Raw genomic sequence first — 23,302 nt, 5'->3', positions numbered from 1 at the left:
CAGGTACTAAAACTATGTCTTTAAGACGATTACAGGAGGCTTTATACATATGAATTTCTCACTTGAAGGCCGCAACATCGTTGTGATGGGCGTTGCCAATAAACGCAGTATCGCATGGGGAATCGCCCGTTCGCTGCATGAAGCCGGAGCGCGCCTCATTTTCACTTACGCGGGAGAGCGCTTGGAAAAATCAGTTCATGACCTTGCGGCTACATTAGAAAGAAATGATTCCATCATCCTTCCGTGTGATGTGACAAATGACGCTGAGATCGAAACTTGCTTTGCGAGCATTAAAGAGCAGGTCGGCGTGATTCACGGCATCGCGCACTGCATCGCGTTCGCAAACAAAGAAGAGCTTGTCGGCGAATATTTAAATACGAACCGCGAAGGATTCCTGCTTGCGCATAACATCAGTTCTTACTCTCTGACAGCGGTCGCAAAAGCGGCGCGTCCGATTATGACTGAAGGCGGAAGCATCGTTACACTCACTTACCTCGGCGGAGAGCGCGTCGTTTCAAACTATAACGTAATGGGTGTGGCAAAAGCGTCTCTTGATGCGAGCGTCAGATATTTAGCCGCTGACTTAGGAAAAGAAAACATCCGCGTCAACAGCATTTCAGCAGGACCGATCCGTACGCTGTCTGCAAAAGGAATCAGTGATTTCAACTCCATCCTGAAAGAAATTGAAGAGCGCGCGCCGCTGCGCCGCACGACAACACCTGAAGAAGTGGGCGACACGGCTGCATTCTTGTTCAGTGACCTGTCAAGAGGCATCACGGGCGAAAATCTTCACGTTGATTCAGGATTCCATATTACCGCACGTTAAATAACAAGCAGTCCCTTTCAGGGATTGCTTTTTTCTTTCTTCTGATTTTAATCATTCCGTCATATAAATAAAACATGACAGAATCGGAGGGATGAAGATGTCAAAACAAAACAGAAACGCGGAAAAAAAACCGCTCATGTATATTGTTCAGGCGGATTATTCAGACACGCAATCATCAATGCAGGACATATTAATCAAAAAAAGGAAAGCGCCTCAGCCGCCGGAAGAAGAGCCGATGCATGGAAAGCGGGAGGAAGAATGTCCAACTCAGCCTGAAGGAGCAGTGGCTGTCGAGCCAGAAAAGCAAGTACCTGAACAGCACAGCCGCGCAGAAGAAGCCGTTCAAGAAGTTCCGGCGCAAGCGGAGCAGGACACTGCCAAGCCCGACGCCGCTAAAAAAGAGCCTGATGCCGCTAAAAAAGAGCCTGAAGCGGTTCACAATGCCGCCCCAGAGGAAAAGGTTCCGCCAAAGCGCGTGAAAAAGCCGATGAGCAGAATGTCCATTCTTGAAAAAATTGATTTCTTAACGAAGCTGCCGCATAATATGCCGCGGACCCTTTGTCTGATAGAAGCCAACGGGAAAACCTACAGAGGCGTAATCGTCGGCAGAAAAAATAATGCGATCTTCCTGCGGACGACAAGCAACGGAGCGCCGGCAGAACTCGCAATAGACGATATTACCTCGCTGCATCCGCTTGGATTTTAACCATACAAAAAGCTGCCTGAATTCTTTCATCCGGCAGCTTATTTTTATGCTTTTTGATTTAAGAATGTGTGCGGTTGATCAGTCTCGGGTTCAGGCAATTGATGGCGCAGAAGCTATGGAGATCGACTTCAACGCAATAGTTCGTTTTTTCTAAACGGAATACATCGCAGAGAGAGTCTTTATCTGTAAAATCAAGAATGTGCTTATGCTCGTCAAAAGCAATAAGCAGGCTTAATGTGGCACAGCCGTCACAGACCCTTTCAACTCTGAAAAAAACGGTATTAAAGCACGGACCGTTATCCAGCTCGCCGACGTTTCCGAATGCGGTGAACGGTTTCGATTTTGAGGTGAAGATGGCGAACGGCACTGTATCGCCTAATGTATAAGCCGGAGATAAAAGTTTAGAATAACAGCCTGTCGGGCAATCTTCTTCAACCGCATTTTGCAGGTCTTCAATATTTTCTACCGCTTCACGCACACAGTATGTTGTATGCTTGCTCATAATATCCCTCCTGACTTCACGTTTTAAATGGTACCGGTTTAAACGATATCGGAGAGTCAGCCGCCCGGAAGTCCGGGCGGGCTGATGATTGCATCTGTAATAGAAGGTTGGAAGGGGATTCTTCTTTAGGAAAGATGCGAATCAATGACTATCCGTGATGCTTTTTCTCTTTGTGCGGCGCAGGCCGGTTAACAAGCTCGGGTGAAAGGCACTGAATGGCGCTGAAGCAGCTCAGATCAACTTCAATGCAAAATTCTGTTTTTTCTAAACCGAAGAAATCAGGATCACAAGGATGGCAGACGCTGAGGGTGTCGCCGTGCACATCTACGGGGCGCAATACTGAAAGCGTCGCGCAGCAATCGCATAGTCTTTCTACACGAAAGAAAATGGACTCAAAGCACTGGCTGTCATCCGCAAATCCTCCGACGTTCCCGAATGTGGAGAACAATCCGCCTTTTTTATCAAATACGAGAAACGGAATGGTGTCTTTACCTGCAATCGTCGGGCTCAAGAGATTCGTATAGCATCCAGTCGGGCATTGTTCTTCAACAGCCTCTTGTTCTGCTAAAATCTTCTCGACTGCATCGCATACACAACTTTCATCTCGGCCATGGTGTTTTCCGCAGCTCATGGATTTCAGCTCCTTCTTTTAGGGTATTTGACTTTTGTCTTTAACAACATATGTACGCGAGCCTCACTTGGTGTGGGTGAACGTCTATATATTCATCATATGCGGAGAAAATAAGAAAAAGCAGAGCATTTTTAGCTCTGCTTTTTCTTTTTAGAGGACAAGGGTGATGACTAAGACAGCAATCAGTAAATTTGTCGCTGTTGAGATCAAAACTGCGATATCGGCATCTACTGTTGTCACGTTTACGCCGCGGGAGTTTTCGATGAGCAGTTTTTGACGGTTGATTTGTTTGTTAGCTGTTAGCTGCAATAAGTCTTGTGCGACCAATTCAGCGATGACTCCGTCAGCGATTGAAGTGAGAGTGGCCGTTACGACTGCTGCATTAATCGCTGTCATGACTGAAGCGACTGCTTGAACGTCTGTTGACGTTACGTTGATATCACAAGAGTCTCTGATAATAATCGCTTCTTCAGAAACTTGTTTGTTGAGATTCGCTTGAGCAAGGTCTTGGTCAAGGAAGGCATTATCTTCGCCGAATCCGTTTCCGTTACAGCAAACACTGCATCTTCTGCCTTCTTTTTCTTCTTTTTCTTCTCGCGGATGTTCGCATTCAGGATCAAGTGCAACCCAAGAGTATGGTCTGCTTTCCATATCTATTCCTCCTTTTCTTTTACTAATATTAAATGAGCCGGCCCCTTACTTTGACTCAGGCATCTATCCTGATAAAAATCACTATTTTTTAGTTATTGACCGGGATTTTGGCGTCTTTGCCGGAGCTGTTCGATTAATTGTTCTCTGCGGGTTTGCGGATTGGTCTGCTGATCTTGCGCTTTTTCCTGCTCTTTTTTCTGTTTCTGGCTTTCAAGAAAAGCTTCTGTTTTTGCCTGCATGTCTTTGACTAATGCGATCAGCATTTCTTTTTCTTCATCAGGTATTTCCCGCATTTTATCTTTTGTCACGCCGTGTTTTTTGAAGACATTGCTGACAAGCACCTTTAAAAGCGGATCCACTTCTGGTAGATTTTCGAGTTCTTTTTTTAATTTTTCGTTATCTGCCATTTGTTCTCACCTCTGTTTAAATATTTGAAAAGAAAGGTTAAAGGATGTCTAGTTCAGCAAAAAGTATATTTAATAATTGAAACAAAATTTGTACAAAGGCCATAATATCGTCTGCAGTCAGTGTGATTTTAATATTGCGGCTGTTCAGGACTTGAATGACGGTCCTCTTTTTTATTTGGCAATCATCCAGGATCAGCAGTTCGGTTGCTATTTGGTCGGCTGTGTCTTCATCTGCGATCGCGAGCTGTGTCGCGAGGATAATCGCCGTAGTAACTGAGGCTTGTATAGAAAGAGCGGCCGTTATATGTGTTGTATCTATTGTGACATTTTCGCAATCAATCACTTCGATCGTCTGCTCGAATTCGTTGGATAATTGTTCGTATATTTGCGGTTGCAGTGTTTCGACTTTTTCTTCAAACGACATAACCTTCACTCCTTTCTCATTCATACTTTATATAATGCAAATGAAACGCCGAGCGGAATAAGAAAAACAACTAAACCGCACCTATTTTTTTACCGGACAAGGTGCGATTCATGAAGATCAGGGTTTTCGCATATGTATAAAGAGGTCAAGTTTTGAAAAGGAGTGAACAGGTGGTTATCAATTGGCTTTCATTTATTCTGTTATCGTTTGCCGTTTTCCGGCTGGCCAGGCTTTTCGTATTTGACACCATTATGGCGCCGCTTCGGAGCCTTTTTCACGAGGAAAAAACAGAAACCGCACCAGACGGCACGACAGAAACCTACATTGTCATAAAAGGAAAAGGCATCAGGGCATTTATCGGTGAACTTCTCAGCTGCTACTGGTGTACGGGCGTGTGGTGTGCCGCCTTTTTAATTGCGGCGCAGATTGTGGTACCCGGGGCCGCGCAATGGCTGATTTTGCTGTTAGCCATAGCCGGCGCGGCCGGAATCATTGAAGCTGCGGTTTCTCGTCTTCTGCAGGAATAAGGCGGTTCCACCAGCAACTTACCGTCACTTTCGGCATAAACTGGCATATATGACATAAGGAAAGGAAGGATCACCATGAGTCAATCAAGCAAACCTTCCCAACATTCTCCATACAAATCAACTGTGCATCAGCCTTACGAAAAAAAAATTAAGAAAAAAGGCTGCGGCTGCGGCCAAAAGAAAAAACCGAAATAGCCGTTTTCTAAAAAACCGGAGCTTCCGGTTTTTTTGTTTTTTGCCGAACGCCGGCCTCTGTTCGGCATAGATCATAGGAGGAGGGGATGTTATGAATATATTTGAATCATTCATAAACGGTAAATGCCGCCGGCACAATCAAAACCAGCGGGAGCATGACAAATATATCTTATCTATTGAAAAGCAGCTGTCTGAGTTTGATGAAGCGGGATCGCGCTTTGAGGAATGGATAGATGTGTTTGCCGCCGAAACAGAAGCAAAACTGAAGAAAAATGAGCATTCTCACTAAAATGAACGAAATCCGCACCGGCCCTATGCATTTATCCAAGCCAAACAAGTCGGCTCACATAGAGTATAGAGAGTAAAGGAGGTGCTTAGATATGGGATTCGGATATGGCGGATTCGGCGGCGGCTACGGCGGTTATGGCGGCTGCGGCGGATACGGAGGCGGCTATGTCGGAGGCGGATACGGCTCAACATTTGTTCTTGTTGTCGTATTGTTCATCCTTCTGATCATTGTCGGTGCATCCTTTTTTGGCTAAACCTTAGCAAGACCTTGGATAAGCGCGGGACCGTTCAGTCCCGTGCTTCCCTGATGTATGAAGGAGTATAGAGACGGGGCACTCAGAATTTTTTCCTTGTCTTACGGGCACATGTTCCGCTCTTTATTCATACAATATCGTATTACTCCACAAAAGGAGGCACACCATGGATAATCAATTTTTCAAAAATATTGAGAAGAAAACAGGCGTCAGCATGAAGGATGTCATGAACCTTGCAGGATCATTGCAAAATGCCAATTTCAAAGATGAAAACACGGTGAGAGGCGTCATTCAGAAGGTGTCCCAGCTGGCTAACAAGCGTGTTCCGAAAGAATTGGAAGACAAAATCGTTCAATCTATTACAAGCGGTAAAGAGAAACTTGATTTTGGCACCATTTCTAAAATGCTGAACAATAAATAGGCGTCAGCCGGCCTTGCTAAAAAGGCCTTTTTATGTGAGAAGAACCCGGCAGTGATCTGCCGGGTTCTTTATATCCTGAGTGCGCTCCGTCTGTCCGTCCGAAGAAGGGGCTCGAGAAATCTTGAGCTGCGCGCTGTTTTTCCCCGCCTGTACGCGGGACAAGATACATATAAATGCTGCATGGCCCTTGTCATTGCGACATACAGAAGCCGTCTTTCTTCTTCGAGCGGAGCGGGATCGCCCTGTCTCGCCGTCTCAAGCGCGAAGTCATGGGGGATCGAGCCGTCAGCCGCGCCTAAAATATAGACCGTATTGAATTCAAGACCTTTAGAGCGGTGAATGGTCAGCAGTTCGACGCCGTTTTCATCGGTTTTCAGATTCTCAGCGGCGCGCATATGATCGACATGCGCAAGAAAATCGGGAATGGTTTTGAATTTTTTGGCGGCCACTTTGACATCCCTGAGATCATCAGAGCCTTTTTCCAGTTTGTTTCCCTCATTGCCCCGTTTTTTTAAATACTCGGAAAAACCCATTTTGCTTTCTGCAAAGGTGATGGCTTCAACCGGCTTCATTGTCCGGATGCTTGCGAAAAACGGAACGATCTGCTTGATCTTCTCTATTTGAAAAGGCTTCAGGTCAGGCAGTTTCGTCAGTGCCTTAATCATCGTGCAATCTTCCGTAATTGACAGCGCCTTTAACGTTTGCAGGGCGGATTGCTTTAAAAATAAGGCGGGCAGCAGGTCTTTCACCGCATCCGGATCATCTTCATTCTGACTCGCATATAAGTAGGCGAGGATCTGGCGTACGATTCTGCGGCTGTAGAACGTCTGCACGCCCCGGTCGGCATGATAAGGAATCGATGATTGGTGCAGTCTTTCATAAATGGCCCGTCCGGCGCTGTTTGTCCGGTAAAGCACGGCAAAATCGTCAGGACTCGCCCCGTTTTGAATTTTCTCTTTCATATCCGAAACGATCATGGTCGCTTCTTCTTCTTCATCGTAAGGAAAAAACATCACGGGATTGTGAACGCCGTCTTTGACGGCAGAAAGTGTTTTTTCATACCGTTTTTTATTTTTCTTTACGACGGCATGAGCGCTTGAGACGATCGGATGCGGCGAGCGGTAATTTGCCGTTAAGTAAATGGTCTTTGCTGCCGGATAATCCTTTTGAAAGTCAAGAATGAAAGACGGGCTGCTGCCGCGGAACGCATAAATGGATTGGTCGTCATCACCCACGCAGCACAGGTTATTCTCTGGGCTTGCGATCATTTGCATAATGTTGTACTGGACAGGATTGATATCTTGAAATTCATCAATCAAAATATGAGAAAATCTGTTTTGGTACTGCGCGAGAATATCAGGCCGGCTTTGAAACAGTTCATAACAGCCTTGGGCCATGTCATCAAAATCAAATTGCCGTTTTTCCCGCTTCTGCCTTTCGTAATGTTCGTAGAGCCTGTACACTTTTTTCTCCCAGTCGTCCGCAAGCGGAATGGTCTCATGGGGGAGATACGTGTTTTTCCAGCAGCCGATAAGCTGAAGCGCCTGGTCGACGGGAAACTCTTTTTCATCCAAATGTTCTTCATAGAGCGCCTTTTTCACATATTGCTCTTTTTGCCACTCCATTTTTAAAAGCTGGCTGCCGTTCCATTTTGAAGAATCATAATGATAGAGTATTTTATAGAAAAAGCTGTGGAATGTTCCTGTCACGAGACGGGAGACTTTTCCGGCTGCCAGACCGTACTCATTTGCCATCCGCTCTTTCATTTCGGCGACGGCTTTTGTCGTAAAGGTCACAAGCAGCATATTCTCAGGTGAAATGCCGAGGTGTTCAATCATATGGGCGGCGCGTGCTGTCAGCACCCTTGTTTTTCCGCTTCCCGCTCCGGCAAGCACTAATAAAGGCCCGTCCGTTTCAGTAACTGCCTTCATCTGTTCACGGTTCAGGCCGATGCCGGGGAACAAAGATGTATCAGCCGCCTCGGATGTTGGTGAAAACGGTTCGGCCGCAGGCACTTTTTTCGGGCTTTTCCATTCTGAGACGATCGGTTTCGGATTCTCTGAAATCGCTTTTCCTTTCGGCAGGCGGAACATGCCGGCTTCCTTATACTCTTCTTTTTCTTTCTCCGCTAGTGGTTCCTCGGCCGCGCATGCTTTTTCACAGGCGGTGAAGTCTCCCTTTTGCCGGTGATAAAATGCCGGCTGCTCTAAAATCGAAAGCCGCATCAAGACGGGCTGCTCACAATGTGCGCAAAAAATATTTCCTTTCTGAGCTTCTTCAAAAAGGAATTGGTAATGTTCTCTAGAATATGTATGTAAATGTATCGTTCGGTTATTCAGTCGGGCGCATTTCAAAAAGGGGTCCTCCCATTAAAAGGTGTTCATCCATTTGATAGACAAAGAATATCATAACAAAAGAACAGCGTTTCAAAAAGTAAGATTAAGGGAAATGAAAAGCGGAGGGGAGGGGTACATATGATTTATGCAGGACGGATTCAAAACCAGCAGTATTCTCAATACGCAAACCGGGCAGCGGGTTATAAGCCTGATTATGCCGGCATTACGAAAGCGGCCGCCCTCGCCAATGACAGGGTGTACAGAGAGGTGGAGCGCCGCCAGGAAAACACCGCAGCCGCAGAAAAGAAAGTACATGAGGAAAAACGTAAGCGCTCTCTTTCCCGTCTGCCGCAAATCATGGGAAAAGGCCGGTTAATAAATCAATACGTGTGAAAAAGCCCGGATATATCCGGGTTTTTTTGAGTCGTATATATGAAAGATGCGGAAAGGAATGATTCAATTTGAGAAGGCTTTCATTATGAATTGCGGGGTTATTTCTATTCGGCCTCTTTACTGCCGGAATGAAACCGGCAGACGCTGCGGAGGGCTCCGCAGCAAAAGGTGTCACTCTCACACAGCTGGCGCCGCATGTCTGGATGCATACAAGCACCGGTACGGCAGACGGAAATCCCGTCCCTGCGAACGGATTGCTTCTTGAGACTTCCAAAGGAATCGTACTGATTGATACTCCGTGGAATGACAGTCTCACAGAGCAATTAATGACACAAATAAAAAAGCGGTTTCCCGGCAAAAGGATGACCGATGCCATTGTGACACACGCCCATGATGATCGTATCGGCGGTCTGAACACCCTGTACAAATACGGGGTAAAGGTGCACAGCACGAAACTGACCGCCGACTTCGCCCGACAGCAGGGATATGACCGGCCGCTCGGAGATTTGAAAAACGTGACAAAGCTGAAGTTTGGCGATATGAAAATTGAAACGTTTTATCCGGGAAAAGGGCATACGGAAGACAATATGACCGTCTGGCTGCCTGAGGATAAGCTCTTATTCGGCGGTTGCTTAATCAAAGCTTTAGAAACAAAGGAAATCGTACCAACTCCGGGCTTTTATCCGGATAAGTGGCCGCGCGCCGTCCGCAAAGTCATGAAAAGATATCAGGACATCAGCATTGTCGTTCCGGGCCATGGCAGTCCGGGGGATGATCGTCTGCTGCCGCATACGATAAGCCTTCTGAAAGAAACGTAAAAAAGAAGACCGGCGCTCCCATTACGGAGTGCCGGCTTTTTTTATCTCTTCCTGATTTTCATAAAACTGAGGAAAGCAAGTGCAAGCGCCAACACGGTATATCCCGCTATCGGCCAAATATGCTGATGAAAGGAAGAATAATCTCCGGTTATGACTTCCTGGGCCAGCTCGATCGAGTGAATAAACGGTAAGGCATAAGCGATATGTTTGAATGTGTCACCGAGCAGGCTCACCTCCATCCAAGCCCCGCCCAGAAATTGCACGAGTGTAATATAAATCGTTCCGATACCTGAAATTTGTTTGTCCGTAAACACAGCCCCTAAACATAAACCGAAGAAAACGGACATCATCGCAATCGGCAGCAAGACAGCGATACCTGAGAGAAGATTCATCCACTCGGCGGATAAACCGGCAGCAGCAGCTGCGATAAAACAAATGACGATTTGTAAAATGGCTAACGGCATCATCGGCATTGCATAACCGATGACATAATCGGCTGTTTTTAAAGGGGAAGCAAACAAACGGGTCAAAAGGGCGGTCTGTTTGTCTTTTGCGATCAGCAATGCAGAGAACATCGTAAGGAAAGCGAAACCGAAAACAATGAGTCCGGGTGCTAAGTGCTGAATTTTAAAGGTATCAAGCGGCGCATTTTTTTCAATCGCCGTAAACAGAAACAATAGAATAACAGGCAGTGCGATTCCAAGGATAATAGACAGGGGGTCACGAAAAATTTCTTTGCGGTTGCGAATGGCGAAATCAAGCATAAAGACCCGCCTCCCCGTCACAAATCGCTAAAAAGGCATCTTCAAATGTAGCTGAATGAGTTTGCTTTTTCAGAGTCTCCGCCGTACCCAGTGCTTTTAAAGTCCCATTTTCTAAAATGCAAATACGATCTGCCAGGGCTTCAGCCTCTTCTAAATAGTGTGTCGTTAAAATAATCGTCATGTCACCCTTTAATGCCTCAAGATTTTTCCACAACTCGCGGCGCGAACGGACGTCCAGCCCTAATGTCGGCTCATCTAAGAAATAAATATCCGGCTTGGTGATCATTCCCATTGCGATGCTGAGCCGGCGCTGCATTCCTCCTGATAATGTTTTGGTTTTTGCTCTTTCTTTCTCTTTTAATTGAAACAATTCGAGCATCTCATCTGTTCTTTTTTTTGCTTCTTTTTTCGGAATTCCGTAGACACCGGCTATAAACTCTAAGTTTTCCCGTACGGTTAGATGAGGAGCGATAGCTGTTTCCTGCGGGGACATATTCAATTTCGGTTTTATTTTATCTAAATCAGTCAAAATACTGTGTCCAAGCACTGATGCATCACCGTCATCCGGAGAAAGGAGTCCGCAAAGCATACTGATTAATGTCGTTTTTCCGGCTCCGTTCTCACCGAGTAAAGCGAAAAATTCCCCTTTCTCAACTGAGAACTCAAGACGGTCAACGGCGGCGGTTTCTTTATAATGTTTCGTTAATTGCTTCAGCTCAATCGCGTGCATTTACTCATCCTCGCTATCTTCATCGATTTGCTTAGCGTTTAAAATATCTTTTGCAAACTCGAAAAAGAGTTCTTGTTTAACAAGTGCGATACCTTGCTGGTCATCTCCGAGCATAAGCAGTGAATCCCCCGGATTTATATCGAAAACATCTCTTGCTTCTTTAGGAATGACAATCTGTCCTTTTGTACCCACTTTAACAGTCCCGAATATGTGTTTTCCTTTTGGTGCCGTCATGTTTATCCCTCCGAAATATGAATTGTACTTTTTGTATGAATTGTAATACTTCGCATACTAAACATACATTAACCTTCCATAAAATGCAATAAAATTCATGAAATAGTATTATTTTCATAAAAAAAGCACTCCTGCCATATCAACAGGAGTGCTTTTGATTTTATCGTTTGTGTTCCTTTATCATTTCCAGATGGGGGATGCCCGCATCGAGAAATTCTTCGCCGGATGTGACGCGGTATCCTTGTTTTTCGTAAAACGGAACCGCCTGCGTCTGCGCATGTAAGATAAAGCTGTCGGCGCCCTTGGCTGCCGCCGCTTTTTCAAGCGCCTGCATAATGATGGCTCCGACGCCTAAAGAACGATGGCTTTTCATCACGCAGATGCGCTCTAATTTTCCATGCCCGTCTTTCAAGCGCCATCTGCCGGCTCCGACCGGCCGGCCGCCGTCATATATGACTATATGCTCTGACGTGTCCTCGAATTGATCAATCTCTTCTTCTTCCGGAACGTGCTGTTCTTTAACGAAGACCTCTTTTCTGACGAAAAAAGCGTCGTTCAGCTGTTTTTCAGTTTTTGCGATGATGGATTCCAAGCAGTTATTCTCCTCCGCCTAATAAAAATGTTTCGTACACAGTCCATGAGCCGTTATCCAGCTGATAGAGCAAGTGAAAACGGTCGATGACTTCTTCGTGGGAAATGTCCAGCATTTTCAGCTGTCCGAGTACGTCGGAATGTTCATCTGACGACAGCTTCTGGCCGACCGTGACATGCGGAACGAAGCTGTATTCCGGCTCGCCGGATAATGCTCCTGAGTAGCATTTCTCACTCAGAGATTTTAATTCCTCCGTCGGCTCTGCTTTCATATATATCACATTATTCACAGGAGAAAACGAGCTGTATTTTGTGATTTTCAGAACGAGCGGATGCGACTCTTTCGCCGTCTGTCTCAGCTGTGATACGACCTGCTCGATTTCCTGTTCTGTCGCTTCAAACGGATCTCTTAGCGTCAGGTGCGGAGGAATGAGCGCGTAGCTCGGGTCGTAGCGTTTCCGGTACGAATTTGCGAGATCCTGTAATTTTTTTGATGGAAATAAAACAATACCGTATTTCATGAAAGTTCCCTCCTTAAATGAATGGTTACAGCATTTTTTTCAGCGCCGGCGTGATGAGCGGCTGCCAGTAGGTCCATTTATGATCCCCGTCGAAGGTTTCATACGTGTATTCAGACTGTTTGCTTTCCAGCAGCTGTTTGAGCTCTTCGTTCGGCGCGGTGAAATCAAGAACCTGGCCGTCTGTCGTGTGAACGCCGGTTTCTTTTTCTCCGATTTGATGATAAACGGAAATCTGTTTGAGATCCTCCGACTGCCGGACGGCATCCAGCACGTGCCCGTCAACATACGGAGACTGCATGATGACGTTTCCAAACATGTTCGGATAGTCAATCGCCGTCATAAGCGAAACGGTTCCGCCGAGGGAATCCCCGATCATGGTGCGGCCGTATCCGACTTGATATGTCGGGTATTCTTTGTCGATAAAAGGAACGAGCTCATTTGCGATAAACCGCTTATATGAGGCGAATTTAGAGCCTTCTGGATGGTATGTGTTTCTTCGCTCCCGCACATTTTTATAAGGGACGCCGATAATGATGCAGCGGTCAATTTCCCCTTTTGACATAAGCTCTTCCGCCTGCCGCCCGATTCTCCCTAATCTGAAATAATCATGGCCGTCCTGAGCGATGACCGTATGATATTTATACAGGGGGGAGAAGGTGGCGGGCAGGTAGACCAAAACGGTCATTTCCTCTTCAAGCTCATGGGAGAAAAGTTTTTTCTCATGAATGATTCCGTTTTTTGATGCCACTTTGCATTCCTCCAGGCCCTTCTTGTCTTGATGGTTTTTTCCTATTGTACCATGAATTATTAGAAATTTCTTTCTTCAGATGCACTTCTTGCGAGAGTTCAGATAAATAAAAAGTTATTGAAATTCATTTTATAGTGCGTTAATATAGAACAATCAGAAAATACAAAACAATATTCTTATCACGAGAGGTGGAGGGACTGGCCCTTTGAAACCTCAGCAACCGGTTTGCTTTGCCGCGGGAAGGCAAAGTGCCAAGGTGCTAAATCCAGCAAGCGATTCACATGCTTGGAAGATAAGAGGAAGAGAAAAGCTCCTTCTTCTTATGAAGAGGGGGCTTTTTTATTTTTGAAAAAGGATGGTGCTTACTGATGACGCAGCATGTTGATACAAAATTAGCCCAAATCGGAAATAGAAGCGAAGAAGCAACGGGAACGGTCAGTCCGCCGATTTATCTGTCCACCGCTTACCGACATAGAGGAATTGGAGAATCTACAGGTTTTGATTACGTGCGTACGAAAAACCCGACACGCCAGCTCGTTGAAGACGCTATCGCCGTGTTGGAAAACGGTGCGAGAGGCTTTGCTTTCAGCTCGGGAATGGCAGCCATTCAAACGATTATGGCTTTATTTAAAAGCGGGGATGAATTGATTGTATCCTCCGATTTATACGGAGGCACGTACCGTTTGTTTGAAAACGAATGGAGAAAATACGGCTTAAGCTTTATTTACGATGATTTCAGCGATGAAGACTGTTTACGCTCCAAAATAACGGAAAACACGAAAGCGGTATTTGTTGAAACACCGACAAACCCGTTAATGCAGGAGGCGGACATTGAAAAAATCGCCCGGATTACGAAAGAAGCCGGCCTGCTTTTGATTGTGGATAATACGTTTTATACCCCGGTGCTCCAGCGCCCGCTTGAACTGGGAGCGGACATCGTCATTCACAGCGCCACAAAATATTTAGGCGGGCACAATGATCTCCTTGCCGGTCTTGCTGTCGTAAAGGATGAAGAGCTCGGCGAGATCATGTTTAATCACCAAAATGCGATCGGTGCGGTTCTCCCGCCGTTTGATTCGTGGCTTTTAATGAGAGGGATGAAAACACTCGGACTCAGAATGCGCCGTCATGAAGAAAACGCCCGTGAACTTGCGGAATTTTTAGAACAGGAAGAAGAAATCGCCGACGTGTTATATCCCGGAAAAGGCGGGATGCTGTCTTTCCGGCTGCAAAAAGAGGAATGGGTCAATCCGTTTTTAAAGGCGCTGAAAACGATCTGTTTCGCCGAAAGTCTCGGCGGGGTGGAAAGCTTTATTACATACCCCGCGACACAGACGCACATGGATATTCCGGAAGACATCCGTATCGCAAACGGCGTCTGCAACCGTCTGCTGAGATTTTCAGTGGGCATTGAACATGCAGAAGATTTGAAGCGGGATGTAAAGCAGGCATTACAGCAAGTAAAAGAGGGGGCCGTGTCATATGAGTAATCACAATTGGACGCTGGAAACCCAGCTCGTGCACAATCCATTTAAAACAGACGGAGCCACCGGAGCCGTCAGCGTCCCGATCCAGCATGCTTCCACATTCCATCAGTCTTCATTTGAAGAATTCGGGACATATGACTACAGCCGCTCAGGCACACCGACAAGAACAGCGCTTGAAGAAACGATCGCAGGTCTTGAAGGCGGAACGAGAGGCTTTGCTTTCAGCTCGGGAATGGCGGCGATTTCGACGGCGTTTCTGCTCTTATCCCAAGGCGACCATGTCCTCGTCACGGAGGATGTGTACGGCGGAACATTCCGCATGGTGACTGAGGTTCTGTCCCGTTTCGGGATCGAACATACCTTTGTCGATATGACGGACACAGAAGCGGTCGCCCGCGCCATCCGCCCGAACACGAAAGCCATCTATATGGAAACACCGTCAAATCCGACGCTCGGCATCACGGATATTAAGGGCGTCGTCAAACTGGCAAAGGATCACGGCTGTCTGACATACCTTGACAATACTTTTATGACGCCTGCTCTGCAGCGTCCGCTTGATCTCGGCGTAGATATCGTGCTTCACAGCGCGACGAAATTTTTAAGCGGCCACAGTGACGTGCTGTCAGGCCTTGCCGCCGTAAAAGATGAAGAGCTCGGCAATCAGCTGTATAAGCTGCAAAACTCATTTGGAGCGGTGCTCGGCGTTCAGGACTGCTGGCTCGTATTGAGAGGCTTAAAAACATTGCAGGTCAGACTGGAAAAAGCGAGCCGGACGGCTGAGCGGCTGGCTGCCTATTTTGACGGGCATCCCGCCGTCAAAAACGTTTACTATCCCGGCCTTGCCGGGCACCCGGGAGCCGATACCCATAAACGTCAAGCGAGCGGAGCGGGCGCCGTCCTGTCCTTTGAATTGGAAAGCAAAGAAGCCGTCAAAAAGCTGGTCGAAAACGTATCGCTTCCGGTATTTGCCGTCAGCCTCGGCGCCGTCGAATCCATTCTCTCATACCCTGCAGCCATGTCGCATGCCGCCATGCCGAAAGCAGAGAGGGAGAAACGCGGCATCACAGACGGCCTTCTGCGCCTGAGCGTCGGAGTCGAAAACGCCGAAGATTTAGAGCGGGACTTCGAACAGGCATTGAAAAAAATAACCCCTGCCCAAGTGAGATCATAAACGAAAAGGGCGCCGTCAATTTTGTGACGCGCCCTTTTTTTATTTTAGATAAAAAAAGTGTTGACGAATGAGAAATCAGGATATATAATTGTAAATGTCAGAGAGACAACAACATACCCAGCAACACATACATATCATGATTCCGTAGCTCAGCTGGGAGAGCGCTACCTTGACAGGGTAGAGGTCGCTGGTTCGAGCCCAGTCGGAATCATAGACAAAACCCTTGCGTAGCAAGGGTTTTTTACTTTTATTGAAACGGCTCTAGAGGCTTACATTATTCCAGTAAGAAGGGCAAGGAAATGGCATTGATAGCTATTATGCACTGAAAACCAAAAATTCGTCAGACCGTTCCTTATGAGTTCTCCAGATAGTAACTGCGGATCGAAAACAAAGTGAAACTTGAAGCGGGATTAAGGTAATAAAAAGGTCCCTTGAATTTCAAGGGACCTAAAGTTTTAATCATCACTCTTATACCTTTGGGGGATCTTGTCTCTCCAGTCGAGTATAAGTTTTTTGAATTTTTCTGTCTCCATGGAGCTTCTATCGTTTTCATTTTCTGTATAAAGGTGTTCTATGACTGTTTGATCTTCTTTTATATATGCAATGGTTGTATTTAGTTGAATCAAATATTCTTCAGAAGAACCATCCAATACGTCTTGAATCATTTTCAAGTATTCATCAGCTTCATCTACCGAAACAATGTCTTCAATGAAATCAGAAAAGTATTCTAACTCTGCGGGGAGAACTACTCGTAAGTATCCTAAATGGTCTCTTTTACATTCAAATGAATATACCATAATAAAATCAATCATTCCCTTGGTTTTTTATATAAAGGATGTGCAGCAGCTATTGAGCCATCTTTATTAATATACATCTCTACATCTAATACAGCCGATATGGTTTAACGACTTTTTGTTCATCAGAGAGATGGCAAAAATCCCATAAAATAGGATTAGAAGAATATAAACTAAGAACCTTTATATAAACCTCTTGGATGAGAAGATATTAGTAGCATGTTAGCATAATTAAGTCCATTATTTGGGTTTTTTATATTACCCTCTTTTTCTGCAGTTTATACCACTTGAAATTACCTTTCATCAATAAATGCGGTCGAACGATTCAGTCCATGTATGGTTTGAAGACATACGGCATTTACGACCAAACATGAAAGCGAAGCTGGAAGTGAAATTGAAATTAATAAAAGAAGCCCTTCTTAAAAGAGGGCTCAGGCTGTCGAGAAAATCTCGACAGCCTTTGTTTTTTCTTAAAATATCCATTCTCCTGTAATAAAATAAAAGAAAGATTTCAAAAGGACGGTGTCTTTCTCATGTTCCACACAAGAAATTCTTCTCAAAACACAGCCGAATTTGTTCTGCTTGACCAACTCGTCGAAAAGGATCACCTGCTTCGAAAAATTGATCAGTACATAAACTTTTCTTTCATCATTGAAAAGGTCAAACCTTACTACAGCGAAAATAAAGGCCGCCCCTCACTTGATCCGCTGATTTTATTCAAAATGATGTTTATCGGATACCTCTACGGTATCCGTTCAGAAAGACAGCTGGAAAAAGAAATTTACTACAATATGGGGTACAGATGGTTTCTGGGATTAAACATCAATGATCCGGTTCCGCATCACTCCACCATCAGCTGGAACAGACGCACTCGCTTCAAAAATACAACCATCTTCCAAGACATTTTTGATGAGATCGTTCTTCAGGCCATCAATCATGATATGGTGGGCGGGCGTGTCTTATTCACTGATTCCACTCACCTAAAAGCCAATGCCAACAAGCACAAATACACAAGAAAAACGATTGAACAAGATACACAAAACTATATCAGGGATTTAAATGAAGCCATTCAAGAGGATCGGGAGGAACACGGAAAAAAGCCGTTAAAAGTCAAAGAGGAGGTGAAAGCTGAAAAAGAAATCCGACACAGCACAACCGACCCGGAAAGTGGATATCTGTATCGTGAAAATAAACCGGAGGGTTTCTTTTACTTAGATCACAGAACAACGGATATGAAATATAACATTATTACCGATGCCTATGTAACTCCGGGCAATGTCCATGATTCTATGCCTTATCTTGATCGATTAGATCACCAAATCGCCCGATTTGATTTTCAAGTAGAAGCCGTCGCTCTTGATTCCGGTTATTTAACAACTCCCATCTGTAAAGGCCTATTTGATCGCCGTATCTTTGGTGTCATCGCACATAGACGTTATCACCCTGTCAGGGGCTTGTTTCCAAAATGGAAATTTCATTATGACAGTGAACAAGACAGGTACATTTGTCCGAATCAGCAAACACTTACGTACTCAACAACTGACCGCAAAGGCTACCGGTCATATAAGTCAAATTCTGAAACATGTTCCTTATGCCCGCTGCTTGAGAAATGCACAAAATCAAAGAATCGTCAGAAAGTCATCACCCGGCATGTATGGGAAGACCACAAAGAAAAGGTCAGACAAAATCGCTTGTCTGTTTCAGGGAAAACCCTCTACAAAAAAAGAAAAGAAAAAATAGAGCGAAGCTTTGCAGATTCAAAACAGCTGCATGGGCTTCGCTATTGCAGGTTGAGGGGAAAACAAAATGTGAGCGAACAAGTTCTCCTCACAGCCGCATGTCAAAACATGAAGAAGATTGCCACATACCTAGCCAAGCAGGGCTAGGTATGCGGGAGCTCTTTTTCGGTTTCTAGAAACAGGTGAATTGGGTATGAAAATGCATAAAAAACAAAAAAGCTTGTAGAAAAAACATGGTTTTCTCTACAAGCTGAGCCCTTCTTAAAAGAGGGCTTTTTTTCTAACTATGTTGTTTAAGGTGCTTTTTAATTTGTTCAGTGACTTGCTTAAGCCATTCTAATGGAGTTATATCATCTTCAGGAAAGCATATGCCATCCGCTGCTTCCTCTATAAATTCATTCTTGTCTTCTTCTGAATAATCACTATTTACAAACTCAGTTAGTGCTATTAAATCTCTTTCTTTTAGTTTTTTTGATGCTTCATTTAAATATTCATCAAGTGCATTTTCCGGAGACTCTATATCTTGGTGGAAATGTCCACCGAGAAATCTAAATACAGGATCAGAAACTTTAATTTCAATCATTGCTAACCACCATCAAGAATCATTATCGTCAAATATAAGAGATGGTACGTATATTATTCTATATAACTTTCTGCTATATCAATATCATTTGTCATTTCTAGGTCAGGGTATTTTTCATCTAATTTTCTTAAACAATCAATAAGTTCTTTACTTTGCAAACTTTCAGCTAAATCTTTAAATACCTCACTGCCCCAATATAAATCTTCTTTATTACAATTTTCTAGATAGCTGATTGTATTTTCTTCGTTTTCTGAGAGTACTTCAATTATTTCATCCCAACTAGATTAAGTTTTTTTCTTTTAATTAATATATCTTTCATTTTTTTCTCTAAATTCATATTGATTCTCTTAACTAAGAAGGGCTAATATTTTCATATTGCTTTTCCTATTGTTACATCTCCATCATGGAAAAATTCAATAACATAACCAGATTCGCTGAACATGAAGGTATCTGAACCTACAGCAGTTACATCATCAATTACGTTTAAGGCGTTGTCTAAGCTGGTTTTTACACCTGGATAATCACCGTAAGCCCAAAGGAGAATAACAGTTTTATCATCTATTTTATTCTCAACTAACCATTCATCAATATCTTCAGCATAATCAATAGATCTGTGATAAGTTACTTCATCCCATTTAATTCTTCCCCATGATGTGAAGGGGAAACTTTCGCCAAGTTGTTCATGATATTTACGTGTCTCAGAAATAGTGAGGACTTCTTTGTTATCTCCAAGAGCTTCTAGACATTCTTCGTATAAGGTCATATTAACACTTCCTATTTATTTAAATGTTTTAAAAGGGATTTATAAGTATCTTCGTTTCCGTTAAAAGGTATATAATATTTCTTTGCCTTATCTCCTTTTCCATTTCTATAATCCTCAACATTTATATGGGGTCCCTTTTCGGGGTCATAATCTAATCTCCAAAGGACTTTATTATCTCCAGACATTCGGCCAGTAACTTTACCAAAGCCTGCGCTTTTAGATAAAGTACCTATAAAAGGTTTTGAATCTATTCCTAAATCACCAATTAGATTTAGCGCCTCATTTCTAGCTTGTTCATATGTGTCTACCTTTGGAAGCGCAACTTCTCTTGATTTTTTGGAAAGGCCTTTTTTAACTGTCTTGTTTTTTGATGACTTACCATTGATTGATTTAAAGAGTACACTATCTTTAGTGGAATCGGCTATTCTTTTTAGGAGTGGTGTATTCTTCACATTAATAGTATTCTCAGCATCTTGAAGGATTCCTTCTAATGCAGGAGTATACCGATTGACAGGAGATTTGTAAAACTGTTTTACAGACTTTCCGCCTTTCTTAATTGTGCCACCAGCTTTAGCAAGATCTTTAGAACCTGTTGAGACAGAGGACTTTCCGCCTTTCAATAACAGAAGACTTCCGCCCAAGTAAGTAACATAGTGCATTCGTGTATATGCATCCCCGTGAATCATCTTTTTATCCCAATCATCCTTCAATGTGTCAACCATACTTTGAAAGACACCTAGATAGTCGTATTCCAGAACAGTATCCAGAACTTTTTGAGGATCTTTGTTTAAGTTGTCAATTGTCCAACCGATATTCTGTCCGAGTTGAAGTGCTCCTTCACCGGTATCCTTGGCAAGATCGTATACACCAACAAGCAGACCTTTGGCGCCATCACCTATGATTTGCAATGCTTCTTTTCCGTTATCCATGAAAGCTTTACGCTGTTCCAGAAATGAAACAAATTCAAGCTGTTCAGGGGTGAGATTCTCATAGCCAACCTTCTTGGCGATTTCTAAGTATTCATCCGGGTCAGTTACACCATCAGCCAGCTTTTTCTTCAGATCCTTGATTTCACGCTCTTTCGCTTCTTCCTTTTTAATCGTCAAATAAGCATACGAATGTCTTGCGATCTCGCCTTTTTCTTTATGAATATCACTTTCACGGTACGCCTTGGCGTTATAGTGAAGCGGTGTTGCGTTTTTCCCCTTACCCGTGGCATTTTGAAGCTGCTGAAAGTCGGCTTGGATGAACTGTTCGTTTGCTTCGGTTTCTGCGTATTCTTTCGTTAGATCGTGATCAAGCTTGCCGAGCTTATGTATCGTTTCGCTTCTTTTTTTGTCAGCTGAAGAAAGCTTCTGATCCGTGCTTTCGGTTGAAAACAATTCGAGCGAGATGATGTCTTCGATCTCACCGAGGATGGAGCGCATGTCCTTTTTCTGCTCTTCCATAATCGCCTTTGATTTACTGAGAGCGTGGGTGAGCTCGTGCTCCAGAAATGATTCCTCCACATGCGAATTGGAAAGTCCGGCATCTTCGACCTTACCGGGAAGGCTTGTGAGAAATGCGATTTTCATATCGATCAGATCAAGCCAGCTGTCTGTGACGCCGGCGTGATCCTGGAAAAAGGCTTTGATGTTGTCAGCGCCCCGGCCTGAGAAATCATTGTCACCAAGATCAGCCATGCCTTGAAAGGCTTTTTTCAGGTTGACCATCTGACCGCGCAGTTTTTTATATTCACCCGCGCGCTGTTTGGCAGCGGCCAGCAGGCTGTTTGCTTCGAAAACTTTCATGACAATATCCTTTCATACGAAATACTTCAACAAGATTTTACCATGGGAAAATGAAGAAAAAGATCGCTGTACGATTCAAAAAGGGAAAATGAATAGTTTGGCCTGAGTCTTTTTGCTTATTTCTGAGCAGTTAAATATTTAAGTAATGAGGGTTATCAGCTGGTAGCTTGCTTGGAATCACCCGGCAGCGTTTAAGGCCCCCTTGTCACTCTTGGAATGCTCAAGCCGGTTAAAAAGGTTGGGACAGTCGCATTGTTTTTGCTCGGACATGTTCAAGCCCTTAAAAAAGAATGAGAAGCCGGCCGGAAGAAGTATCGTCCGTATAATGAATGAATCCCTTCTTATGACTAGAAGGGTTTTTTGTTTTTAAGTCAATATATGGCCTAACTGCTGACGGAGTATATGAACCTAAAACAAAAGCTGAACTGGAAGCACTATTAAAGTGAAAATAGAGTTCTGTCTTTATTTAATAGGGCGAACCTTTTTGATAAACAATTGATTTCCAAACGAATAAGGGAAGCGATTTTCTTATAATTCACTTATTTTCACCTAGAACCAACGTTGCGGACTCAAAATAAATGCTACAGGTTGTTGTATTAGCATTATAATAACTCTATAAAATTAAAGAGAACATTTACTTATTTTTACTAGGGTAATGCAGTGACAAAAATACCATTTAATGTATTTTATGAAAAATATGTATTTTAAGTAAAATTTTAATGTTATAATTTGTTTGGGCCAAATAACACTTGTAGATGCATCTACTAATAGGAGAAAATGATGCTAAAGAAAAAAGTTCTTGCTGGTTGCTTAGCCTTTACAATAATGCTTTCGGCTTCCCCACTAACCTCTTTTGCGGCAGAAAGAAGTTCTAATAAAGGTAATGAATTAACGTATGCCCAAGTTCAAAAAACTGAGTTGCAGACTATTGCTGAGTCTAAAAGCAAATCAGTTGGAAATACAAGCGGTGAATTTTCTACACAGGGATGGAAGAAAGATGCGCTTGTTCTTGCTCTTAGATACGGTGGTGATTTAGCAGGGGATTTACTAAGTCTGTTAAGCAAGAAAAATGCAAGTTATGTTAAAAAGTATTCCAAAGAGCTGGCTGATTTCCTTGACGAAGTTTCCAGTGACATTGAGAAAAAGTTGGTTGATTTTATGATTTTTGATTTGGAGCTGCCGCAATCAGCTGCTCGTACTATTGCATGGGCGATTATGCAAGTTATTGGATGACGATAAAGGAGTGACTCCATGAGTTTAGAAAAAGAAGTAGAGCTTCTCAAGTACCAAAATTATTTATTAAAAACAATTATAAATGGTGATGATTATCCATTTTTTATGTTTGCTTTAGATCACAACTTAAATGAGAAGCAAGTCGAAGCAACTGTAGAGATTTTAAGCATCTTTTCTAATCGTCTTAATGGCGAAAAAGAGTCTCTCAATTTAAGAAAAAACTCTGCGGGTAAGAAGTTTGATGCGTTTGGCATTGCGGTTGAAGAAGTCTTTAAAAACGACAAACCAACAAGAAAAGAATTTGAGAGTTATAAGGATAAAATCTTTTCTTCTGAAATTGAAACCAAATATTTATTAATGAGTCTTCAAAGACAGCATATTAAGCCAAATGTTTGTGAATTTTTACTGCAAGATAATTAATGAGAATTTTTGTCCCTCCGCAAATGCGGGGGGATTTTGCATTTGAAAAAGGATTGTCCCAATGATGAATGAAGCCCTTCTTATGACGAGAAGGGTTTTTTGTTTTTAAGTCCATGTATGGCCTGACTGCTGATGGTATTACGGGCCGAAGACAAAAGCGAAGATCGAAGCGCTTTTGAAATAATGAAAAATCCCCCTCTGATCATGAGGGGGATTTTTTAATTGCTACGCGAACTAATAACGGCCTTTCCCACCAATTCAATTAATACGTAAACCACGAAGAAAATGACGAGCCAGCCTAAAAAAATCAGCCCACACATTTTTTAAGTTCAAGACTCCGACATGTCTAATCCCG

The 23,302-nt window shown here is 43.6% G+C and carries 29 protein-coding genes, 1 tRNA gene, 2 pseudogenes and 1 riboswitch; of the genes and pseudogenes, 15 read left to right on the top strand and 17 right to left on the bottom strand.

All coding sequences use genetic code 11. The annotated features are described in order from the left end of the window. Positions 1 to 49 precede the first annotated feature (49 nt). Positions 50 to 826, top strand: coding sequence for an enoyl-ACP reductase FabI (gene fabI, locus BZ167_RS03705; protein ID WP_003155001.1), 777 nt, complete (start codon positions 50 to 52; stop codon positions 824 to 826). Between the two features lie 97 nt (positions 827 to 923). Beyond that, positions 924 to 1,532, top strand: coding sequence for a CotO family spore coat protein (locus tag BZ167_RS03700; RefSeq protein WP_061861360.1), 609 nt, complete (start codon positions 924 to 926; stop codon positions 1,530 to 1,532). A 58-nt stretch (positions 1,533 to 1,590) separates the two neighbouring features. Here BZ167_RS03700 and cotZ read toward each other — a convergent pair whose 3' ends face one another. The 5 genes from cotZ to BZ167_RS03675 form a co-directional block, all read right to left on the bottom strand. Beyond that, entirely contained in the window at positions 1,591 to 2,034 is a 444-nt protein-coding gene (gene cotZ / locus BZ167_RS03695; protein WP_015417224.1) for a spore coat protein CotZ, read from the bottom strand. Positions 2,035 to 2,182: 148 nt separating this feature from the next. Beyond that, entirely contained in the window at positions 2,183 to 2,665 is a 483-nt protein-coding gene (cotY, locus tag BZ167_RS03690; protein WP_007409090.1) for a spore coat protein CotY, read from the bottom strand. 150 nt (positions 2,666 to 2,815) lie between these two features. Continuing rightward, positions 2,816 to 3,316, bottom strand: a complete 501-nt coding sequence (locus tag BZ167_RS03685; RefSeq protein WP_020955644.1) for a spore coat protein — start codon at positions 3,314 to 3,316, stop codon at positions 2,816 to 2,818. Between the two features lie 92 nt (positions 3,317 to 3,408). Next, positions 3,409 to 3,723, bottom strand: a complete 315-nt coding sequence (locus tag BZ167_RS03680) for a hypothetical protein (RefSeq protein ID WP_015239584.1) — start codon at positions 3,721 to 3,723, stop codon at positions 3,409 to 3,411. A 37-nt stretch (positions 3,724 to 3,760) separates the two neighbouring features. Further along, positions 3,761 to 4,147, bottom strand: coding sequence for a spore coat protein (locus BZ167_RS03675; RefSeq protein WP_003154992.1), 387 nt, complete (start codon positions 4,145 to 4,147; stop codon positions 3,761 to 3,763). Positions 4,148 to 4,317: 170 nt separating this feature from the next. Between BZ167_RS03675 and BZ167_RS03670 the strand changes: the two genes are divergently transcribed. The 4 genes from BZ167_RS03670 to BZ167_RS03655 all read left to right on the top strand — a co-directional run bounded on the left by BZ167_RS03670 (position 4,318) and on the right by BZ167_RS03655 (position 5,832). Further along, a complete protein-coding gene (locus tag BZ167_RS03670) occupies positions 4,318 to 4,674 on the top strand; it encodes a DUF1360 domain-containing protein (RefSeq protein WP_061861361.1) in 357 nt (118 codons plus the stop codon). A gap of 286 nt (positions 4,675 to 4,960) precedes the next feature. Then, positions 4,961 to 5,158 carry a hypothetical protein gene (locus BZ167_RS03665; RefSeq protein ID WP_061861362.1) on the top strand — a complete coding sequence of 66 codons (198 nt, stop codon included), beginning with the start codon at positions 4,961 to 4,963 and terminating at the stop codon, positions 5,156 to 5,158. A gap of 91 nt (positions 5,159 to 5,249) precedes the next feature. After that, positions 5,250 to 5,411: a YjcZ family sporulation protein gene (locus tag BZ167_RS03660; protein ID WP_007610678.1), complete on the top strand. Its 162-nt coding sequence runs from the start codon at positions 5,250 to 5,252 to the stop codon at positions 5,409 to 5,411. A gap of 166 nt (positions 5,412 to 5,577) precedes the next feature. Then, positions 5,578 to 5,832 carry a sporulation-specific transcription regulator SpoVIF gene (locus tag BZ167_RS03655; protein WP_003154986.1) on the top strand — a complete coding sequence of 85 codons (255 nt, stop codon included), beginning with the start codon at positions 5,578 to 5,580 and terminating at the stop codon, positions 5,830 to 5,832. Between the two features lie 68 nt (positions 5,833 to 5,900). On the opposite strand, the gene BZ167_RS03650 is transcribed toward BZ167_RS03655, so the two are convergent. Next, entirely contained in the window at positions 5,901 to 8,186 is a 2,286-nt protein-coding gene (locus tag BZ167_RS03650) for an ATP-dependent helicase (RefSeq protein ID WP_061890541.1), read from the bottom strand. Between the two features lie 120 nt (positions 8,187 to 8,306). Between BZ167_RS03650 and BZ167_RS03645 the strand changes: the two genes are divergently transcribed. Together BZ167_RS03645 and bla are read left to right on the top strand one after the other, a co-directional pair. Next, positions 8,307 to 8,561 carry a hypothetical protein gene (locus BZ167_RS03645; RefSeq protein WP_020955647.1) on the top strand — a complete coding sequence of 85 codons (255 nt, stop codon included), beginning with the start codon at positions 8,307 to 8,309 and terminating at the stop codon, positions 8,559 to 8,561. 128 nt (positions 8,562 to 8,689) lie between these two features. Next, a complete protein-coding gene (gene bla, locus BZ167_RS03640) occupies positions 8,690 to 9,379 on the top strand; it encodes a subclass B1 metallo-beta-lactamase (protein ID WP_061861364.1) in 690 nt (229 codons plus the stop codon). A gap of 41 nt (positions 9,380 to 9,420) precedes the next feature. Here the strand turns inward: bla and BZ167_RS03635 are convergent, their stop codons facing one another. From BZ167_RS03635 to BZ167_RS03610, 6 genes are all read right to left on the bottom strand, one after another. Beyond that, on the bottom strand, positions 9,421 to 10,143 hold the full coding sequence (locus BZ167_RS03635; RefSeq protein ID WP_061861365.1) for an ABC transporter permease: 723 nt from the start codon (positions 10,141 to 10,143) through the stop codon (positions 9,421 to 9,423). Beyond that, entirely contained in the window at positions 10,136 to 10,873 is a 738-nt protein-coding gene (locus BZ167_RS03630) for an ABC transporter ATP-binding protein (RefSeq protein WP_061861366.1), read from the bottom strand. Before BZ167_RS03630 ends, BZ167_RS03635 begins: the two co-directional genes overlap by 8 nt. Next, positions 10,874 to 11,107: an AbrB/MazE/SpoVT family DNA-binding domain-containing protein gene (locus BZ167_RS03625; protein WP_007409078.1), complete on the bottom strand. Its 234-nt coding sequence runs from the start codon at positions 11,105 to 11,107 to the stop codon at positions 10,874 to 10,876. A 160-nt stretch (positions 11,108 to 11,267) separates the two neighbouring features. Continuing rightward, a complete protein-coding gene (locus tag BZ167_RS03620) occupies positions 11,268 to 11,699 on the bottom strand; it encodes a GNAT family N-acetyltransferase (RefSeq protein WP_061861367.1) in 432 nt (143 codons plus the stop codon). 4 nt (positions 11,700 to 11,703) lie between these two features. Further along, complete coding sequence (locus BZ167_RS03615; protein WP_007409076.1) at positions 11,704 to 12,219, bottom strand: YjcG family protein; 516 nt, start codon at positions 12,217 to 12,219, stop codon at positions 11,704 to 11,706. Positions 12,220 to 12,244: 25 nt separating this feature from the next. Beyond that, positions 12,245 to 12,967 (bottom strand): esterase family protein, encoded by a 723-nt coding sequence (locus BZ167_RS03610; protein ID WP_007409075.1) that lies wholly within the window; start codon positions 12,965 to 12,967, stop codon positions 12,245 to 12,247. A gap of 173 nt (positions 12,968 to 13,140) precedes the next feature. Beyond that, a riboswitch (SAM riboswitch) is annotated at positions 13,141 to 13,266 on the top strand. Between the two features lie 69 nt (positions 13,267 to 13,335). Here BZ167_RS03610 and BZ167_RS03605 point away from each other — a divergent pair. The 3 genes from BZ167_RS03605 (at position 13,336) to BZ167_RS03595 (ending at position 15,836) form a co-directional block, all read left to right on the top strand. Further along, positions 13,336 to 14,457, top strand: a complete 1,122-nt coding sequence (locus tag BZ167_RS03605) for a methionine biosynthesis PLP-dependent protein (RefSeq protein ID WP_012117314.1) — start codon at positions 13,336 to 13,338, stop codon at positions 14,455 to 14,457. Beyond that, the gene (gene metC, locus BZ167_RS03600) at positions 14,450 to 15,625 is read left to right on the top strand and encodes a cystathionine beta-lyase (RefSeq protein ID WP_052827270.1); all 1,176 of its coding nucleotides are present in this window, start codon (positions 14,450 to 14,452) and stop codon (positions 15,623 to 15,625) included. The genes BZ167_RS03605 and metC overlap by 8 nt, the downstream gene beginning before the upstream one ends. 138 nt (positions 15,626 to 15,763) lie before the next feature. Then, a tRNA-Val gene (locus tag BZ167_RS03595) sits at positions 15,764 to 15,836 on the top strand. Between the two features lie 244 nt (positions 15,837 to 16,080). Here the strand turns inward: BZ167_RS03595 and BZ167_RS03590 are convergent. Beyond that, complete coding sequence (locus BZ167_RS03590) at positions 16,081 to 16,437, bottom strand: hypothetical protein (RefSeq protein ID WP_061861368.1); 357 nt, start codon at positions 16,435 to 16,437, stop codon at positions 16,081 to 16,083. 515 nt (positions 16,438 to 16,952) lie between these two features. On the opposite strand from BZ167_RS03590, the gene BZ167_RS03585 reads away from it, so the two are divergent. Next, on the top strand, positions 16,953 to 18,305 hold the full coding sequence (locus BZ167_RS03585) for an IS1182 family transposase (RefSeq protein WP_060675290.1): 1,353 nt from the start codon (positions 16,953 to 16,955) through the stop codon (positions 18,303 to 18,305). 133 nt (positions 18,306 to 18,438) lie between these two features. Here the strand turns inward: BZ167_RS03585 and BZ167_RS03580 are convergent, their stop codons facing one another. The 4 genes and pseudogenes from BZ167_RS03580 to BZ167_RS03565 all read right to left on the bottom strand — a co-directional run bounded on the left by BZ167_RS03580 (position 18,439) and on the right by BZ167_RS03565 (position 21,294). After that, positions 18,439 to 18,741: a contact-dependent growth inhibition system immunity protein gene (locus BZ167_RS03580; protein WP_062623317.1), complete on the bottom strand. Its 303-nt coding sequence runs from the start codon at positions 18,739 to 18,741 to the stop codon at positions 18,439 to 18,441. A gap of 53 nt (positions 18,742 to 18,794) precedes the next feature. Next, positions 18,795 to 19,078, bottom strand: a pseudogene (locus tag BZ167_RS20445) (hypothetical protein). Positions 19,079 to 19,111: 33 nt separating this feature from the next. After that, positions 19,112 to 19,504, bottom strand: coding sequence for a CDI toxin immunity protein (locus tag BZ167_RS03570; protein WP_061861370.1), 393 nt, complete (start codon positions 19,502 to 19,504; stop codon positions 19,112 to 19,114). An 11-nt stretch (positions 19,505 to 19,515) separates the two neighbouring features. Continuing rightward, positions 19,516 to 21,294: a T7SS effector LXG polymorphic toxin gene (locus BZ167_RS03565; RefSeq protein ID WP_062623318.1), complete on the bottom strand. Its 1,779-nt coding sequence runs from the start codon at positions 21,292 to 21,294 to the stop codon at positions 19,516 to 19,518. Positions 21,295 to 22,074: 780 nt separating this feature from the next. On the opposite strand from BZ167_RS03565, the gene BZ167_RS03555 reads away from it, so the two are divergent. From BZ167_RS03555 to BZ167_RS20700, 3 genes and pseudogenes are all read left to right on the top strand, one after another. Further along, the gene (locus tag BZ167_RS03555; RefSeq protein WP_061861371.1) at positions 22,075 to 22,527 is read left to right on the top strand and encodes a hypothetical protein; all 453 of its coding nucleotides are present in this window, start codon (positions 22,075 to 22,077) and stop codon (positions 22,525 to 22,527) included. An 18-nt stretch (positions 22,528 to 22,545) separates the two neighbouring features. Further along, positions 22,546 to 22,947 carry a DUF1878 family protein gene (locus BZ167_RS03550; RefSeq protein WP_042635102.1) on the top strand — a complete coding sequence of 134 codons (402 nt, stop codon included), beginning with the start codon at positions 22,546 to 22,548 and terminating at the stop codon, positions 22,945 to 22,947. Between the two features lie 104 nt (positions 22,948 to 23,051). Continuing rightward, positions 23,052 to 23,131 (top strand): annotated as a pseudogene (locus BZ167_RS20700) (N-acetylmuramoyl-L-alanine amidase); the annotation flags it as partial. Positions 23,132 to 23,302: the final 171 nt, after the last annotated feature.

It is taken from the genome of Bacillus sp. 275, assembly GCF_001999205.1.
Classification (GTDB): domain Bacteria; phylum Bacillota; class Bacilli; order Bacillales; family Bacillaceae; genus Bacillus; species Bacillus velezensis.
Note: the sequence above shows the minus strand (reverse complement) of the source record. Positions and strands in the feature narration are given on the sequence as shown.

Excerpts from the sequence above, each read along its gene's own strand:
- fabI (WP_003155001.1), top strand. The coding sequence starts at position 50 with ATGAATTTCTCACTTGAAGGCCGCAACATCGTTGTGATGGGCGTTGCC.
- BZ167_RS03700 (WP_061861360.1), top strand. The coding sequence starts at position 924 with ATGTCAAAACAAAACAGAAACGCGGAAAAAAAACCGCTCATGTATATT.
- cotZ (WP_015417224.1), bottom strand. The coding sequence starts at position 2,034 with ATGAGCAAGCATACAACATACTGTGTGCGTGAAGCGGTAGAAAATATT.
- cotY (WP_007409090.1), bottom strand. The coding sequence starts at position 2,665 with ATGAGCTGCGGAAAACACCATGGCCGAGATGAAAGTTGTGTATGCGAT.
- BZ167_RS03685 (WP_020955644.1), bottom strand. The coding sequence starts at position 3,316 with ATGGAAAGCAGACCATACTCTTGGGTTGCACTTGATCCTGAATGCGAA.
- BZ167_RS03680 (WP_015239584.1), bottom strand. The coding sequence starts at position 3,723 with ATGGCAGATAACGAAAAATTAAAAAAAGAACTCGAAAATCTACCAGAA.
- BZ167_RS03675 (WP_003154992.1), bottom strand. The coding sequence starts at position 4,147 with ATGTCGTTTGAAGAAAAAGTCGAAACACTGCAACCGCAAATATACGAA.
- BZ167_RS03665 (WP_061861362.1), top strand. The coding sequence starts at position 4,961 with ATGAATATATTTGAATCATTCATAAACGGTAAATGCCGCCGGCACAAT.
- BZ167_RS03660 (WP_007610678.1), top strand. The coding sequence starts at position 5,250 with ATGGGATTCGGATATGGCGGATTCGGCGGCGGCTACGGCGGTTATGGC.
- BZ167_RS03655 (WP_003154986.1), top strand. The coding sequence starts at position 5,578 with ATGGATAATCAATTTTTCAAAAATATTGAGAAGAAAACAGGCGTCAGC.
- BZ167_RS03645 (WP_020955647.1), top strand. The coding sequence starts at position 8,307 with ATGATTTATGCAGGACGGATTCAAAACCAGCAGTATTCTCAATACGCA.
- bla (WP_061861364.1), top strand. The coding sequence starts at position 8,690 with ATGAAACCGGCAGACGCTGCGGAGGGCTCCGCAGCAAAAGGTGTCACT.
- BZ167_RS03635 (WP_061861365.1), bottom strand. The coding sequence starts at position 10,143 with ATGCTTGATTTCGCCATTCGCAACCGCAAAGAAATTTTTCGTGACCCC.
- BZ167_RS03630 (WP_061861366.1), bottom strand. The coding sequence starts at position 10,873 with ATGCACGCGATTGAGCTGAAGCAATTAACGAAACATTATAAAGAAACC.
- BZ167_RS03625 (WP_007409078.1), bottom strand. The coding sequence starts at position 11,107 with ATGACGGCACCAAAAGGAAAACACATATTCGGGACTGTTAAAGTGGGT.
- BZ167_RS03615 (WP_007409076.1), bottom strand. The coding sequence starts at position 12,219 with ATGAAATACGGTATTGTTTTATTTCCATCAAAAAAATTACAGGATCTC.
- BZ167_RS03605 (WP_012117314.1), top strand. The coding sequence starts at position 13,336 with ATGACGCAGCATGTTGATACAAAATTAGCCCAAATCGGAAATAGAAGC.
- metC (WP_052827270.1), top strand. The coding sequence starts at position 14,450 with ATGAGTAATCACAATTGGACGCTGGAAACCCAGCTCGTGCACAATCCA.
- BZ167_RS03590 (WP_061861368.1), bottom strand. The coding sequence starts at position 16,437 with ATGATTGATTTTATTATGGTATATTCATTTGAATGTAAAAGAGACCAT.
- BZ167_RS03585 (WP_060675290.1), top strand. The coding sequence starts at position 16,953 with ATGTTCCACACAAGAAATTCTTCTCAAAACACAGCCGAATTTGTTCTG.
- BZ167_RS03580 (WP_062623317.1), bottom strand. The coding sequence starts at position 18,741 with ATGATTGAAATTAAAGTTTCTGATCCTGTATTTAGATTTCTCGGTGGA.
- BZ167_RS03570 (WP_061861370.1), bottom strand. The coding sequence starts at position 19,504 with ATGACCTTATACGAAGAATGTCTAGAAGCTCTTGGAGATAACAAAGAA.
- BZ167_RS03565 (WP_062623318.1), bottom strand. The coding sequence starts at position 21,294 with ATGAAAGTTTTCGAAGCAAACAGCCTGCTGGCCGCTGCCAAACAGCGC.
- BZ167_RS03555 (WP_061861371.1), top strand. The coding sequence starts at position 22,075 with ATGCTAAAGAAAAAAGTTCTTGCTGGTTGCTTAGCCTTTACAATAATG.
- BZ167_RS03550 (WP_042635102.1), top strand. The coding sequence starts at position 22,546 with ATGAGTTTAGAAAAAGAAGTAGAGCTTCTCAAGTACCAAAATTATTTA.